This window comes from Corynebacterium jeikeium, assembly GCF_028609885.1.
GTDB classification, from domain to species: Bacteria; Actinomycetota; Actinomycetes; order Mycobacteriales; family Mycobacteriaceae; genus Corynebacterium; species Corynebacterium jeikeium.
Genome location: NZ_CP063195.1, coordinates 881,155 through 896,106, shown reverse-complemented (window position 1 = coordinate 896,106; position 14,952 = coordinate 881,155). Strand labels below are relative to the sequence as shown.

The 14,952-nt window shown below is 62.7% G+C and carries 13 protein-coding genes; 5 read left to right on the top strand and 8 right to left on the bottom strand.

Annotation, left to right across the window (positions count from 1 at the left end; all coding sequences use genetic code 11):
- Window positions 1-12: 12 nt before the first annotated feature.
- A complete protein-coding gene (locus tag CJEIK_RS03925; protein ID WP_005295975.1) occupies window positions 13-438 on the bottom strand; it encodes an SAV_6107 family HEPN domain-containing protein in 426 nt (141 codons plus the stop codon).
- A gap of 170 nt (window positions 439-608) precedes the next feature.
- On the opposite strand from CJEIK_RS03925, the gene CJEIK_RS03920 reads away from it, so the two are divergent.
- Window positions 609-1,253 (top strand): GNAT family N-acetyltransferase, encoded by a 645-nt coding sequence (locus tag CJEIK_RS03920; protein WP_005295978.1) that lies wholly within the window; start codon window positions 609-611, stop codon window positions 1,251-1,253.
- Window positions 1,254-1,291: 38 nt separating this feature from the next.
- Here the strand turns inward: CJEIK_RS03920 and metF are convergent, their stop codons facing one another.
- Complete coding sequence (metF, locus tag CJEIK_RS03915) at window positions 1,292-2,260, bottom strand: methylenetetrahydrofolate reductase [NAD(P)H] (RefSeq protein ID WP_005295981.1); 969 nt, start codon at window positions 2,258-2,260, stop codon at window positions 1,292-1,294.
- A 186-nt stretch (window positions 2,261-2,446) separates the two neighbouring features.
- Between metF and CJEIK_RS03910 the strand changes: the two genes are divergently transcribed.
- The 3 genes from CJEIK_RS03910 to CJEIK_RS03900 are packed head-to-tail and all read left to right on the top strand — an operon-like array spanning window position 2,447 to window position 7,053.
- Entirely contained in the window at window positions 2,447-3,616 is a 1,170-nt protein-coding gene (locus CJEIK_RS03910; protein WP_005295985.1) for a polyprenyl synthetase family protein, read from the top strand.
- Complete coding sequence (crtI, locus tag CJEIK_RS03905; protein ID WP_005295987.1) at window positions 3,617-5,383, top strand: phytoene desaturase family protein; 1,767 nt, start codon at window positions 3,617-3,619, stop codon at window positions 5,381-5,383.
- Window positions 5,380-7,053 carry an alpha-(1->6)-mannopyranosyltransferase A gene (locus CJEIK_RS03900; protein WP_005295989.1) on the top strand — a complete coding sequence of 558 codons (1,674 nt, stop codon included), beginning with the start codon at window positions 5,380-5,382 and terminating at the stop codon, window positions 7,051-7,053. The genes crtI and CJEIK_RS03900 overlap by 4 nt, the downstream gene beginning before the upstream one ends.
- Here the strand turns inward: CJEIK_RS03900 and CJEIK_RS03895 are convergent.
- Window positions 6,953-7,402, bottom strand: a complete 450-nt coding sequence (locus CJEIK_RS03895; protein ID WP_337955985.1) for an Rv2175c family DNA-binding protein — start codon at window positions 7,400-7,402, stop codon at window positions 6,953-6,955. The genes CJEIK_RS03900 and CJEIK_RS03895 overlap by 101 nt on opposite strands.
- A gap of 207 nt (window positions 7,403-7,609) precedes the next feature.
- Between CJEIK_RS03895 and pknB the strand changes: the two genes are divergently transcribed.
- Window positions 7,610-9,892: a Stk1 family PASTA domain-containing Ser/Thr kinase gene (gene pknB / locus CJEIK_RS03890; RefSeq protein ID WP_005295990.1), complete on the top strand. Its 2,283-nt coding sequence runs from the start codon at window positions 7,610-7,612 to the stop codon at window positions 9,890-9,892.
- A gap of 26 nt (window positions 9,893-9,918) precedes the next feature.
- Here pknB and CJEIK_RS03885 read toward each other — a convergent pair whose 3' ends face one another.
- From CJEIK_RS03885 to CJEIK_RS03865, 5 genes are all read right to left on the bottom strand, one after another.
- Window positions 9,919-11,307 (bottom strand): class II 3-deoxy-7-phosphoheptulonate synthase, encoded by a 1,389-nt coding sequence (locus tag CJEIK_RS03885; protein WP_005295992.1) that lies wholly within the window; start codon window positions 11,305-11,307, stop codon window positions 9,919-9,921.
- Window positions 11,308-11,384: 77 nt separating this feature from the next.
- Complete coding sequence (locus CJEIK_RS03880; RefSeq protein WP_011273347.1) at window positions 11,385-11,897, bottom strand: polyadenylate-specific 3'-exoribonuclease AS; 513 nt, start codon at window positions 11,895-11,897, stop codon at window positions 11,385-11,387.
- A gap of 31 nt (window positions 11,898-11,928) precedes the next feature.
- A complete protein-coding gene (locus tag CJEIK_RS03875) occupies window positions 11,929-13,023 on the bottom strand; it encodes an acyltransferase family protein (protein ID WP_005295999.1) in 1,095 nt (364 codons plus the stop codon).
- A gap of 95 nt (window positions 13,024-13,118) precedes the next feature.
- A complete protein-coding gene (locus CJEIK_RS03870) occupies window positions 13,119-13,847 on the bottom strand; it encodes a lysophospholipid acyltransferase family protein (protein ID WP_005296004.1) in 729 nt (242 codons plus the stop codon).
- Window positions 13,848-13,879: 32 nt separating this feature from the next.
- The gene (locus tag CJEIK_RS03865; protein WP_005296007.1) at window positions 13,880-14,848 is read right to left on the bottom strand and encodes an ROK family protein; all 969 of its coding nucleotides are present in this window, start codon (window positions 14,846-14,848) and stop codon (window positions 13,880-13,882) included.
- Between the last annotated feature and the right edge of the window lie 104 nt (window positions 14,849-14,952).

The window sequence follows — 14,952 nt, the reverse complement described above, 5'->3', positions numbered from 1 at the left end:
ATTCTTCTCCGCCTACGCCACCTCCGGCAGGTACTCCACCACGTCACGGGCCAGGTCCACCAAGTCGCAAGCATCACGGTAGACCGCGCCCCGCGCATTTTCAGGCAGACCCCGGTTGAGCCCCAACCCCGCCCGACTGGCAACTCGCGCGTGAACCTCAAAGGTTTCTACCCAGTTTTCCAAGTCCGGTCGTAATACCCGTAGCTTCGCCCACGCACTGCCGGAAGGTCGACGTTTACGCGTAGCCATTTCCCATTCGATCAACGCACCCGCTGCCCTTAGGGCGGCCCGGTAGGCGTAGACGATCGCTTCCGGCTCGCGCAATTCCGCGCGTGACAGTTCCAGCTGGCGCTCTGCCTCATCCAGAAAACCCCTCGCCCCGCGGCTGCGACTGTAGCGAGCTCGTGGCCCCAGCTGCTTCGGTTGCGCCGACATCATCTCGTCCCCTTCTTTTCTTCCAGGCTTACCGCCTTAATCGATGCCCCATACAGTAGGAAACTGCTCAGACAACCCCGTCACGTCAAACATAAAATAGAACACATGTTCCATTCCATACTTTTCGCGCCATTTTCTTTCATCCAAAACAACGGCAGGGCACTATTGAACCCATGCCTCAGGACATGCCTCAAGACGCCCCCCACACAATTCCCGCCACAGGTTCCCCCTTACGCGTGTCCGTGGTCTCCGCCACCAACCGCCACTTCATATCCCGACTCGACGAGCTCATCGATATTCACCTGGCAGCCATGGACTACCCAAAGGAGACGCACGCCCAGCGCAAGTCGCTGTGGATCTACAACGGGTCCCAGCCGGACTTCACCTGCAGCATGGCACTTCTCCATCGCGCGGAGGAACAACCGGACCCAAGTAGCCCTCGGCAGCGTTGCGTAGGCATCGGCTTTACTTTCCGCGGCTCCCCCAACACCTGGTGGTATCGCCAAGTCGCCCGTGGCCTAGTACTCAACGGAAACTCCCGGACGGAAGCCACTCGGATTTTGCATGCCTACGCCGAATTATCCGAAATACATGTACTCCCAGCGGCGCAGGGTGAGGGCGTCGGCACCTCCATCCTCAACGACCTGCTAGAGCGCACCCCACAGAACACAGTGATGCTTTCAACACCCGAGGTGGAAGGCGAAGCCAACGCTGCCTGGCAGCTTTATCGCAAGGCTGGGTTCACCGATGTTCTGCGGAATTTTAAGTTCCCGGCAGATCCCAGGCCTTTCGGAATCCTCCAGCGCACGCGCTCCTAACACTCCCATTTCGCACCCTAGCGCACCATGTCGTGGCCCTAGCGCACCATGTCGTGGCCCAGCCCCGGCCCCCAGGCCGGAGCCATGCCCAGGTTATGCAGGACCTCCTGGGTGGCGCGCACATTGTTCATAGTCATAAAGTGCAGGTCCGGAACACCTTCAGCGATGAGACGCTCGGCCATCTCGGTCGTCACCTCAATGCCAACCTCGCGGATTGCATCGCGGTTGGCTACCTCGTCTCCAGCTGCGGCATCCAGCAGACGTTTTTCCAACTTCGGGGGCAGCGCGGCGCCCGCCAGCTCCATCTGGCGGCGCACGCTCCGCAGCGAGGTAATCGGCATCAGCCCCGGGATGATCGGCTTCTGGCCATGCTCCGGATCCGCCTTCGCCAGGCGATCGCGCAGCCGCAGGTAGTGGTCCACGTCAAAGAACATTTGCGTGATCGAGTACTGCGCCCCGGCGCGGAGCTTGGCCAGGGTGTATTCCGTGTCTTGCTCCAAAGAACCCGTGCGGTAGTGGCCTTCGGGGAAGCTGGCGATGCCGATATCAAAGTCGGCACACTCGGGCATTTCGCGGATCAATTCGATCAGCTCGCTGGCGTAGCTCAAACCACCCGGGGTGGGTACCCATTCGGCGTTCGGATCCCCCGGCGGGTCGCCGCGTAGTGCCAGTAGGTTGGTGAGCCCCAGCGAGGCATAGGTGCGCAGCATATCCTGCAGCTCTTCCTGGGTGTGCTGCACCAACGTCATGTGCACCAGGGTTGTTAGCGGCTTGGTGCCCAGGCGCTCTGCAACGCGCAGGGTACGTTCGCGGGTGCTACCGCCGGCACCATAGGTCACGGAGGCGAAGCTTACGCCGAGGTCGTGGAAAGCCTCGGCAGCGTTCCACAGGCGCTCTTCGGCCGCGTCGTCGCGCGGCGGCATGAACTCTACAGAGAACGGAACGCGCCCCGGAGTGTTGAGCGAAAGGGACTGGGATACGGCAACCTGCCTGCGGATACTAGCCATACCCAAGGATCATATAGACAGAGCTGTCCATTTCAAGATATTGGATAATTTTCGGTAATTTCCGTGCGCGCAATCACCCCCGTAGCCCGTCCGTGAGTCCCCTTCTATCACCCGCCCGCCACGGTGGCGTCACCCCAGCGCTACCGTTGTTCGCACTTGTCGCGCGAGCCCTTAGAATAGAGAGCCATGAGTACCGATGAGCTGGCCGCGCTCCCCTGGCGCCTCGATTCCCCGCTGTCCGCCGTTCCGTCCGCCGTCGATGCCCAACTAAAGGAATACCTGAGCCGTTCCCAGGAGGAGTTCTCCCCCATCGGTTCCCTCGTCGGCGGCGCCATCACGGTGCTGAGTGACTTCATAGTCAACGGCGGCAAGCGTGTGCGCCCTACCTTCGCCTGGGCCGGCATCCGCGCAGCGATCGAGGGCGGCGGCGGGTCGCCGGATGCTCTTTGTGGAAAGGGAGGTGACGCCACGTCGTCCTCCTCCGCAGATTTCAATCAAGGCGCCATACTGAATGCGCTGAGCGCCTTCGAGTTTATTCAGGCATGTGCCCTCATCCACGACGACATCATCGACCGTTCCGATACCCGGCGCGGATTCTCCACCGCTCACCGAACTTTCGAATCTAAGCACCGCGAACGCGGCTGGCTGGGCTCCTCCGAGCACTACGGGGTCAGCCAGGCCATCCTCATCGGCGACCTCGCGTTTGCCTGGGCAGATGACCTATACAACGGCTCCGGCCTCAGCGCCACCGCGCTGCAGCGTGCACGTCCGGCATGGCGGGCAATGCGTACCGAGGTCATCGCGGGCCAGATTCTGGATATTGCCCTGGAGGCCAACGGTAGCGAGGACGTCGCTGACTCCTTCGCCGTAATCAAGTACAAGACCGCCTCCTACACAGTCGCCCGCCCGCTGCACATAGGCGCCGCACTGGCTGGCGCAAACGAGCAAACCCAAAGCATGCTCCGTAATGTGGGTCAGGACATCGGCGAGGCCTTCCAACTGCGCGACGATCAATTGGGGGTTTTCGGCGATCCGGAAGTTACCGGCAAGCCCTCCGGCGATGATCTGCGCACCGGCAAACGCACCACGCTGATCAACGAAGCTCTGCGAAGCGGCGGCGAGCCCCAAGTCGCCGCTCTACGCGCAGGCCTGGGCAAGGGCGAAGATTCTACGGAGGCGGATATCGAGCGCCTCCGCGACATCATCTACGACACGGGAGCGCAAGCCAAAGTGGAGAAGCTGATCGAGGCGCGCACGCAGCGGGCTATCGAGTCCCTACAAGCGGGTGGCCTGGGCGCCGACATCACTGCGGAGCTCACCCAGCTGGCGGAAAAACTAACGCACCGGAGGTTTTAAATGAAGCTATCCACCCGCTCTGCCGACGGTCGCCGTCACCTGAGCCTGCCTAGCCCCTTGGTGCCTATGACGCGTCCCACGTTGCGTAAGCGCCTGCCCGGCAACGGCGAACGCGTTGTCGTGATCGGCGCCGGGCTCGCCGGGCTCTCCGCTGCCCTGCGGCTGCGTTCCGCAGGGCGCGAGGTCACCGTCATTGAAGCAGACAACGCCGTGGGCGGTCGCTGCCGAAGCGAGCACCTGACCAGCGCACACGGAGACTTTGTAGCCGATACCGGCGCCACTGTACTGACGATGCCTGGCCTCGTCGAATCAGCCGTGGCTTCCGTGGGCATCGACCTACGATCCGAGGCCGCCACCAAACAGCTGGGGCTAGAACGCCCCTGGGCTCCCCGGCGCTTAAGCCCGGCTTATCACGCGCAATTCGCCAGCGGCCGCCATGCAGAGGTTTTCGCCGACCGCGATGCAATGGTGGCGGAGATCCGCCGCTTCGCAGATTCCAAGGACTTGGATCGCGCAGCCACGGACGAGCTGGCCGCCGGCTATCTGACCCATCGCGAGTGGTCGCAAAGGGTTTTCAGCGCCAGCTTCGAAAACTTCCTGGCGGCCGACTTTGACGGTGCGCTGGATCTACTGTCTACTCCCGCTGCGGCGTCCGACCTTGGCCACCTCGGCTCCCTCGGTGCGTTCGGCAGCCTCGGCAAGACCACAGCACGGCACATCCCCGACGCAGAACTCCAGCGGTTGTTTACCTTCCAGGCGCTCTACGCAGGTGTAGCACCAAAGAACGCGCGCGCAGTCTACACCGTTATTTCACACATGGATACCTCTATGGGAGTGTTCTACCCGGGCTTTTCCATGAGCGAGGTGCCGGAGGTCATGGCCGCAGCACTACGGGCCGCCGGCGGGCGCATCATCACTTCGGATGCGGTCGAGCACGTGGACTTCTCGGAGGACCTCATCACGGGCGTGCGCACCCGTTCCGGCGAGTACATTGAGTGCGATGCGGTCGTGGCCACCCCGGATCTGCCGGTGGTAGGCGAGCTGCTCACCCGTTCCGGCCGGGAAAGCGGGCTGGTTTCCCGCTCCTTCGCCCGCCGCGTGTGGCGCAAGGTCGCTCCACTGCGTTGGTCCCCCTCGGCGGTGGTGATCCACGGCAGCATTCCGACGGACGTTTCCCGCCGCTGGGAGTCGCAGCGCCACCACACCATCAGCTTCGGGGAGGCATGGGACGAAACCTTCCGCGAGATCACCGCCCCGCACGGTCGCGGCAGGCTGATGAGTGACCCATCGTTGCTGCTTACTCGCCCGGCGCGCACTGTTGCTGACCGCACCTTCGGCGGTGTACTTGAGGGTGACGCTGTGTCTCCTCCGGCCAGCGCCTTTGAACCGTTGAGCATCCTCGCCCCTGCCCCGAACCTCCGTTCGGCAGATATCGACTGGGAGAACGTCACGGACCCGTACGTCCAGGAACTTGTGGAGGTGCTGGAGGCCCGCGGCTACACAGGTATTGCTGAGCACTTCCGCACCGCCCGGGTGGATACCCCTGCTTCTTGGCAGGCCGACCACGGTTTCGGCGCGGGCACCCCGTTCGCGTTGGCACACTCTTTCACCCAGACTGGCCCGTTCCGGCCTCGAAATGCCCGCGCGTTCGGTGTGGACAACCTGGTGCTCGCCGGTTCCTCGACCACGCCAGGCGTGGGTGTCCCTACCGTCATCCTCTCCGGAGCGTTGGCTGCCCGCCGCATCACCGGCGGTGGTGTGTTGTGACGGCGGCTGCGGAGCGCTTTGCAGACAAGGCTCGTTCCTGGCTGCGATCAGTGAGCTACCGCCGTGCAGTCTGGCTGGGGCTGATCGGCAGCATCGTTTTGACGATCACTTCCCACAGCGTCGGTGCGGTGCGTTCGCGCGGCGGCATCATGCAGGTCATCGGTCTGAGCTCCTTCACCTTCGGCCACGCGGCGGGAATGATGACGGTTGTGATGTGGTTTGCCCTGGGGGCTATGGTGCTCAGCTGGATCATCGTCGGGCGACACATCCTGGTGCACGGTAAGCCGCTGCACCGCTCCGCCATAGCTTCCTGGATCGGCCCATTGGTTTTGGCCGGCCCGCTGATGTCGCGGGACATTTACTCATACCTCATGCAAGGCACCCTGGCCCGAGATGGTTTCAACGCCTATGAGGTAGGCGCGGCGGCCAACCCCGGCCCTTTGCTGTTTGAGGTCAGCGCCGACTGGCGCAATACAACCACGCCCTATGGCCCACTGCACATGGGTGTGGGGCAGGCCATCACCTCCGTCACCGGCGATAACATCACCGCCGGCACCCTCGCTTTTAAGCTGCTCTCCATCGCATCTGTGCTGGTGATGGCCTGGGCGGTGGCAAAACTCGCTACGCATCTGGGTGTCCGCCCTGAAGTGGCCGTGTGGCTGGGCGTGTTCAACCCGCTGAGCGTGCTGCACCTGGTGGGCGGCATGCACACCGAGAACATGATGATGGCGCTGGTGCTTCTCGGCTGCCTGTGCGCGGTGAAACTGCAGCCGGTCCGTGGCGGTCTGGCCGCATCGGCGCTGATTGGGGTCGCAACTGCACTAAAGGCGACAGCGTTTATCGCCTTGCCCTTCGTTGTGTGGATTCTGGTTGCCCGTGTGGCCGGCCCGCTCCCCTACGCCGCGGGCAAGTCTCGGTGGCTCCATCTTGCCGATACGTGGCGCCGCTTCGGCACGCTGGTGTGGGCGGGGCTAGTCAGCGTGCTCGCATGTGTCGGAGTGCTGGCGCTAGTGACCGTCCTGACAAACCAGACTTGGGGCTGGGTCACAGAGGTCACCGGAAACTCCAAGGTCATCAACCCCCTGGCTCTGCCGTCCTTTATCGCCTCCTCATTGGAACCAGTGCTGTCGCGCATCAACGACGACCTGACTTTCAACGTGCTGGTGGATGCGATCCGCCCTGTCAGTAGCGCCCTGATGCTCCTCGGCCTGGTTGCCACCTGGTGGCTGTTCCGCCACGACGAGCGCACGGCGTTTACCGGCATGGCCGTCGCTTACGCAATCACCTGTGTTCTCAACACGGTGACGCTGCCGTGGTACTACACCGCGCCCCTGGCGCTGGTGGTGCTGGCCAGCCAATCACGCATGGTTATCTACCTCACCAGCGTGTTCTGCATGTGGGTCACCTTCATGTTCGACGGCGGTGGCAACAACCGTCTTTACGCCCTGTGGTGGGTGCTCGCCTTCGCAGCGATCTTCGCCTGGCTGGTCCAGGCCTGCCTAGACTTCCCGCCCCGCCGACAGCAGCAGGCCCAACAGACTCAGCAGAGCTCGCAGCAGTCTCAGTGGACTATAGAATTGCCATCGCCTGCGCGCGGCGCATCACTTCGCGGGCAAGGTGCCCGTGCAGGGCATCAACCGGGCGCCCCGGCAGAGAGTCATCCTCGGTAAAGAGGTAATCCAGGATCTCTGCGTCCGAGTAGCCGCCGTCGCTCAGCAGCGCAATCGCTCCGGGAACAAAACGGTTTAGCTGCCCGTCCTCGTCCAGGAACCGGGCAGGCACGTGCCGCGCTCGGTCAAGCTCAACTGCCAGCAGCTGCTTCTTGCCCAACATGTCCATGACCCTGGTTACCACCAAGTTCATTCGCTCTGCGACTTCTGGGAGGGTCAAGACCTCTTCACCAGTGGGAACGCCGTTAACCGGCTCCGCGAGAACGCGCCCCTGCCCTTTCTCGCCAGAACGTGCGCCAGAACGCGTGGAGGTGCCGTGATCTTCTGCGTGCTTGTTTTCTTTACTCACGGTCGCCACTGTAGCGCGTGGGCGTCAATAAGAGTCAATAAGAAACGAGTAGGGCGCGCACCAGGCTAAACGTATAATGACTCGAGTACCACTAGAATAATTGCGTAACACTGAACACGGTCGAGCACAAGGGCACCTTTCGTAGCCCCAGCCCATCGCTCGAAAGAACCATCGGAAGACCTTCAGAAAACGAGGCTGAAACTAGACGTGAGCGAGCTATACCCCGGAGACCTGCTGGAGTTGCGCTACCGCATTGGCGCCCAGATCGCCCGCGGTGGCATGTCCACAGTCTATGCAGCCATCGATACGCGCCTGGACCGCGAGGTAGCGGTCAAGGTAATGGATCCGGCGCTCGCCCGCGAACCTGCTTTCCGCACCCGCTTCGAACGCGAGGCCCGTGCGGTGGCGAAGCTAAGCGACCCATCACTGGTAAACGTCTTCGACCAGGGTGTGGACGACGACTACGTCTTCCTGGTGATGGAGCTGGTAGAAGGCGGATCACTCCGCGAGCTGTTGAAAGAACGCGGCCCCATGCCGCCCCACGCCGCCATCGCAGTGATGAAGCCGGTGCTCACCGCACTGTCCATCGCTCATGCCAAGGGCATGATCCACCGAGACATCAAACCGGACAACGTGCTGATCAGCGACCACCACCAGGTCAAGCTCGCCGACTTCGGACTGGTGCGCGCCATCAACAACGTGATGAGCGACGCCACAAACGCCACTACCTCCGTTAACGGGCAGGTCATCGGTACTGTCGGCTACCTTTCCCCGGAACAGGTCCGGGGCGAGAATCTGACTCAAGCCAGCGACGTGTACTCCGCCGGCATCCTGCTATTCGAACTGCTCACCGGACGCACACCTTTCAAGGGCGGCACGCCGATCGAAACGGCAATGGCACGCATCAACCGCCCCGTCCCCGCCCCCAGCACGCTAATGCCCGACATTCCGCCGGAGATCGACGAGCTGGTTCTGCGCGCCTGCCACCGAAACCCAACTCAGCGCTTCGAAGACGGCGCCGAGTTCCTGGAAGCCGTGGAGCAGACCGCCGAAATCCTGGACGTCCCCGAGTTCCAGGTGCCCGCCCCCACTAACTCCGCGGTGCGCACCGCGCTGGCCGGAACCGACTTCGGCGAACGCACGCCGTGGGATGACGAATCCATGTCCACCCGCGCAGTTGTCCTCCCCAGGGAGGGTCAGCCCCGGCCGGAAACGCACCACACCGCCGTCACCCGCTATCAGCCAGAAGGGCAGGCAGGGCTGGCTGGGCCCCCACACGAGAAGCCGCAGCCACACACGCCTCACGCTCCTTACGCCAACCAGACGCGCACGCAGCACCAGGCGCCACACGCGCCCTACCCACCGCACAGCCCGAGGCCGCACCAGCAGGCGCCGGCACGACAGGCGCCGAAGCTTAGCAATAAGTCCCCGATTGCGACGGTCTTCTGGATCGTCATCCTCATCGCGCTGGTTATTGGCATGGCTCTGGGCGGATGGTGGTTCACCACGGGCCGCTACGGCGAGATCCCGACTGTCATCGGCATGGATAAGGCCACGGCACAGGCCACAGTCGAGGAGGCCGGGTTCAGTTCCACGCTGGACGAGCGCTACGACAACCAGGCGGAGAAGAACACCGTCATGGGTACCGACCCTGCCAAGGGTCAGAAGGCAGTGCGGGGTTCCGAGGTCGCTGTGCTGCTCTCCCTGGGCAAACCGACAGTGCCGGACCCAGGGGCTAACTCGAGCCTGCAGTACTACACAAGCAAGCTCACTGACCGCACGCTGAAGGTCAAGAAGGGCGATGACGTCTACTCCGACGAGGTCGCCAAAGGCCACGTAGCCGAAGTTCAGCCCGCCGCCGGAACTGAAGTGAACACCGGCTCCACCGTCGAAGTGCGCATGAGCAAGGGCAAGCGCCCCGTCACAGTGCCTGGTGTAAAGGGTCAGGAGCGCGAACGGGCGAAGAAGACCTTGGAAAAGGCCGGGTTGCAGGTCGCCGAAGAAACTGAGGAGTTTAACAAGGACATCCCCGCCGGTCAGGCAATCCGCACCGACCCGAAGGAGGGTGAGGAGGTCGAGTCCGATACGGAGGTGACCCTGGTGCTCTCAAACGCGATTGAGGTGCCGGATGTTAAGGGGCTTTCTATTGATGACGCCCGTAAGACCCTGCGGGAGGCTGGCCTCAACCCGGTCGATGGAGCCCCTGTGGAGGACTCTTCCGAAGATTCCGGCGACGTGGCGGAGCAATCACCTGGCGCGGGTGAACGAGTGGACCCGTCGAAGAATACGGACGTGGAGATCCGCGAATCCACATCCCAGCGCGTGCCCTGGGTCCTGGGGCTCACGGCGCAGAGAGCGCGGCAGAAGCTGGAGGACGCAGGCTTCGAAGTGGAGATTAAGGGGGATCCCAACGGCTTGGTTCTGGGTCAATCCCCCGGCCCCAGCGTTCGTAGCCACCGAGGCGCCGTGGTCACGCTGACCACGATCTAGGCGCTAGCGCCCGAGCGATAGGTGCTTTAGTTGCGAAGCATCTCCGCAACCAAGAACGCCAGCTCCAGCGACTGCTGGGTGTTGAGGCGCGGGTCGACGGTGGTTGCGTAGCGCTCCGGCAGGTCCAGGTCCGTGATGGACTGGCCGCCGCCGACTACCTCGGTGACGTCCTCGCCAGTCAGCTCCACGTGGATGCCGCCCGGGTGCGAGCCGATCTTGCGGTGCACCTCGAAGAAACCCTGAACTTCGTCGATGATGCGGTCGAAGTCGCGGGTCTTGTATCCGTTGTTGGAGGTGTAGGTGTTGCCGTGCATCGGGTCGCACTGCCAGATGACCTTATGGCCGGTGGCCTCCACTGCTTCGACGATGGGTGGTAGAGCCGTGCGGATCTTGTCGTAGCCCATGCGGGTGATCAGCGTCAGGCGACCCGGGGTGTTGTTCGGGTCCAGCTGACGGACGTAGCCGACGGCCTCTTCCGGGGTGGTCGTCGGGCCGATCTTCACGCCTACCGGGTTGGCGATTAGCGAGGCGAAGCGAATGTGCGCGTCGTCCAGGCCACGGGTGCGCTCGCCGATCCACACCTGGTGTGCGGAGAGGTTGTACAGCGCGTCATTGCCCTCTTCGTCGTGGGCCAGACGCAGCATTGCGCGCTCGTAATCCAGCACCAGCGCCTCGTGGGAGGCGAAAATGTCTGCGGAACGCAGGGTCTCGGAAGTCACACCGCAGGCGGACATGAACTCCAGGCCACGGTCGATCTCGGTGGCCAGGGCCTCGTAGCGGGCGCCCGCCGGGGAGTTCGTCACGAACTCGCGGTTCCACTCGTGCAGCTTGTACAGATCAGCGGTGCCGGAGTTGGTCAGCGCGCGGACCAGGTTCATCGCAGCGGAGGAGTTAGCGTAGGCGCGCACCATGCGGGACGGATCGTGGGCGCGGGCCTCTTCGGTGGCCTCCACGCCGTTCACCAGGTCGCCACGGTAGTTCAGCAGGCCATTGGAGTCGCGGTCCGCGGAGCGCGGCTTCGCATACTGGCCGGCGATGCGCCCCATCTTCACCACAGGGGTGGAGGCGCCGTAGGTCAGCACGACAGCCATCTGCAGCAGGGTTTTTACGTTGCCACGTAGGTGCGGCTCGGTGTTCGTCTCGAAGGTTTCGGCACAGTCGCCGCCCTGCAGTAGGAATGCCTTGCCCAGGGCCACGTCGGCCAGCTGCTTCTTCAGCTTCTTAACTTCCGGTGCCACGACAATCGGCGGCACAGACTCCAGAATCTTGCGCACGCGGCTCGCGTGGTCCGGATCCCAGCTGGGCTGCTGCTTCGCGTCGCGGGACAGCGCGTCTTCTAGCTTTTCGGCCATGTCCGCGGGCAGCGGCGGCAGATCGGGGAGTTCGTCTAGTGGTGCATCAATAGTCCAAGCCATAGGCAGATCATACTTTATCCAGCCCCTTTTATTGCCATTTAGGCCTCTTTCAGCTTCGCTGAACCCAGGGGTATCGATTAGCGCTGCAAGGCTTCCATGGACAGGCGGTACTTCACCACGTTGAAGCGAGCATCGGCCAAAGCGTCGTGCGCGTTGCTCGGGCTTTCGGGCAAGCGCGGTCGCCCGGCCATCTCCCACAACTGCTTGAGTTCGTGGGTAAAGCGCGGCAAGTCGGAGGGCAGGCCCGTCATGTCGCCCCACAGTTGCGCTAAGGCCACGTGGTCGTAGGCTCCCACCCAAGCCCACAGCTCGGGCCGGTCGTTGGGCTTAGTGCGTCCTCGGGTGGCACGCTCAGGAACCAAGAACTCGTGCAGCTTGGTGCGCAGCGTCGCGCGATCCATCCACGCCTTGTCTGAGCGCGGAGGCAGCAACGGCAGCACGTTCTTCTTCACCCACTGCCCTGCCCGGTGCTCGTTGAATTCGGTAGAGACCGCGTAGAACTCGCGGCCGTCCTCGGCAACCACGCCGATGGAGATTAGGTCGATCGTGGAGCCGTCTTCGATGAATTCCGTGTCGTAGAAGTAGCGCACGATTGTCCAGTCTAGATCCCTTTGTTCCGCTCTAGGCCGAAGGGGCTCGCTCGCCGCGAGCGGGGGCACTGTTACGGGATTGTTGTTGCTTTTCTTGTGGACGCCGCAGCGCCGGTGGGAACAGTACCCAGCCAAGGTAAGGCGTCTTGCCGATCGCATACCCGACTGCGGAGGCCACCACGCAGGCGCCGATGCCCCACCACAGCTGACCTGCCATGGTGCCCAGGAAGGAGAGCGTTTCCGGGTGTGCCGTGGCCAAGGACCCGGCAATCCCGCCCAGAAGGTACAGGCCCAAAGGGTGGAAGACGTAAACCTGCAAGGTGTTACGCCCCACGAACAAGAACACACGGTTTACGTACGGGATCGCGCAGATCCAGACGGAAACGACGATGGCAAACGGCACAGCAGCCAGAGAGCGCACCAGGTCCGTGCCCAGGGTGATAGCCGCAACAGTAGGCGTCCAATCGCTAAAGAGAGTCTTAGACAGGGTGCGTATCACGTATTCGGAACCAAAGAACAGCACCGCGCTGCCAATGACCACCCCTGGGCGGAAGGCTTCGCGGGCTAGGCGGAAGAACAAGTCACGGCAGTGCAGTCCGATAAAGAACATCGGCGCGTAGGTCAGCACGTGGCGGAAGAAGATATCCTCACCACCCCCGAGGAAGGCTCCGACGACTAGCGGGATACAGGAAACCAGAATTGCCAGCCACGGCGGCTGCTTGCGGAGCGTCCAAGCGAAGATGTTGTAGAGCATCAAGGCGTACAGGAACCAGAGCCCCACATTGCCCAGCACCATGGCCTTGACCAGACCAAGCCAAGAGATGTTGCCGTCGATCTGCATGCGCGTCAGCGCGTGGAACGGGTTGAAGACCAAGTAGGGCACCAAGAGGAACCACAGGCGGCGGTACCACAGGTCCGCGAAGGAACGTTCCACAATTCGGTGTGCGAAGAGCCCAGAAACTAGGAAGAACAGCGGCATCCGCAGCGGGTCGAGGAAACTGGAGAAGAGGCCAAGCCCCGTGTCCTGACCACCGGGAACCCCCGTGACGACGTGCATGATGCACACGCCGATGATGGACAGGCCTTTGGCCACGTCAGCCCATTCGACTCTCTGTTTCTTCGCCATAATTCTTATAACAGAATCAGGTTCACACTGGTGAAGTCAAACTATCGTTGAGCGCAAGCGCCCGGTGAAAGCGCTGCTGAATAGCTGGCGAATAACTAGCTGCGCGGCTCAGAGCCCGGCGGATAGCCTTCGCCGGCCTCGAGCGATTTCTTCACGTCAGCGGCGTAGAAGTCCTTTACATACTCCTGGCCGGACAGCTCGTGGAGAGCTTCCATGATCGCGTCGGTTAGAGCTCTGGCCTGCGCATAGTCATCGCCCGCATCGCGGAAGTCATTCGGGTCGATCGGGTCACCAACGTACACACCGCAGCGGGCAGGACGCGGGATCCAGGTGCCGATCGGGTTGGCCTTGTGCGTATTGATCATGGCCACCGGGTATACCTTCTGGCCGGATTTCAGAGCGATGCGCGCCAGGCCAGTCTTGCCACGGTACAGGCGCCCATCCGGGGAGCGAGTACCTTCCGGGTACATGCCCAGCAGATCCCCGCGTTCAAGGACCTTCAAAGCGGTGCCCAGGGCGGCATTCTGAGAATCCTTATCTTCGCGGTCGATCGGCACCTGGCCGACGGAGCTGAAGAAGAACTTCTGGATACCACCGACCAGCCCCGGGGTGGTGAAGTACTCCTTCTTAGCCAGGAAGGTCAGCTGGCGCTTGGATACCAATGGCAGGTAGAACGAGTCCATCACTGCCAAGTGGTTGGAGGCCAGGATGCCAGCCCCCTCCTTCGGCAGCTTCTCCAGCCCTTTGGTGAAGGGGCGGTTATATACGCGCAGCCACGGGCCGATGAGGATGTACTTGAAAAACCAATACGCCTTGTTCTGCATGTTCTAAAACCTACCGTCCCTCGATGGCTTCCTTATTCAGCGCCACGCTCAAGATGCTTGCGTGCCAGCAGCGCCACGCCGATCATACCGGCATCGCCGCCCAACTGCGCGGTCTTCACTTCTGCCACCGGGCGGTGGCCAGCGCCGACGATGCTGTAGTTCATCATGGATTCCGCTTGGTCCAAGAACAGATCCGCGTCGGAGCTAACTCCCCCGCCTATCACAATCAACTCCGGATCAAACACGTCCTGCACCAGCGACAGCCCACGCCCCAGCCACAGGCCCATGTCCTCAATGGCCGCGCGGGCCAGTGGATCGCCCTCCCTAGCTAGGCGCACGATCGTCCGGCCGGAGATCTCCTCCGGGTGCTGCGCAAACTCGCGGGTGATGGCCGAATCCGGGTAGCGACCGGTTGCAATCAGGTCCTGCGCCGTCAGCGCCAGCGCCGAGCCGGAGCAGTAGCGCTCCAGACAGCCCTGCTTGCCACAGGGGCACGCCCGTCCGCCCGGCATTACAGTCAGGTGCCCAAACTCCGGGGCGGTGCCGAAGGCTCCGCGGTAGATCTCCCCATTCACCATCACGGCGCCACCGATGCCAGTACCCAGCGCGAACAGAACCCAAGTCCCCGCGTTCTGTGCGGCTCCCAGGTAGTACTCCCCCAACGCTGCCGAGTTTGCGTCGTGCTCCAGCTCCACCGGCAGCCCCAACTTGGCACTCAGGCGCTCGGTCACCTGTGCGTTGCGCCACGGCAGGTGCGGGGCGAAGCGCACGGTATCGCGCTGGGAGTTAATGAACCCCGCCACGGCCAGACCAACCGCCACAATACCTTCGTTGCGGCGCTGTAGGCAGTTGATGGCGTGCACCAAAGCGGTCTCCAGCGCGTACACGTTAGAGGGCGTGGGTAGTTTCTCGATGTCCAGGATCTGCCCGTCCGCGTCTACTACGGCGGCGCGCAGGTTCGTGCCACCGATGTCCACGCCCACGGTTAGGGTCCCAGTCACTAGGCGTCCCGCCCTCTCTACTTCTTCTGTACTTGCCTGTACCGATACTCGTCTGTACCGATTAACCCCACCATTCTAGCCAGCCTGGCAGCACATAGAAATTC

What these genes read in the sequence shown, in the direction of transcription:
- CJEIK_RS03925 (WP_005295975.1), bottom strand. Translation starts at nt 438, where the DNA reads ATGATGTCGGCGCAACCGAAGCAGCTGGGGCCACGAGCTCGCTACAGT.
- CJEIK_RS03920 (WP_005295978.1), top strand. Translation starts at nt 609, where the DNA reads ATGCCTCAGGACATGCCTCAAGACGCCCCCCACACAATTCCCGCCACA.
- metF (WP_005295981.1), bottom strand. Translation starts at nt 2,260, where the DNA reads ATGGCTAGTATCCGCAGGCAGGTTGCCGTATCCCAGTCCCTTTCGCTC.
- CJEIK_RS03910 (WP_005295985.1), top strand. Translation starts at nt 2,447, where the DNA reads ATGAGTACCGATGAGCTGGCCGCGCTCCCCTGGCGCCTCGATTCCCCG.
- crtI (WP_005295987.1), top strand. Translation starts at nt 3,617, where the DNA reads ATGAAGCTATCCACCCGCTCTGCCGACGGTCGCCGTCACCTGAGCCTG.
- CJEIK_RS03885 (WP_005295992.1), bottom strand. Translation starts at nt 11,307, where the DNA reads ATGGCTTGGACTATTGATGCACCACTAGACGAACTCCCCGATCTGCCG.
- CJEIK_RS03875 (WP_005295999.1), bottom strand. Translation starts at nt 13,023, where the DNA reads ATGGCGAAGAAACAGAGAGTCGAATGGGCTGACGTGGCCAAAGGCCTG.
- CJEIK_RS03870 (WP_005296004.1), bottom strand. Translation starts at nt 13,847, where the DNA reads ATGCAGAACAAGGCGTATTGGTTTTTCAAGTACATCCTCATCGGCCCG.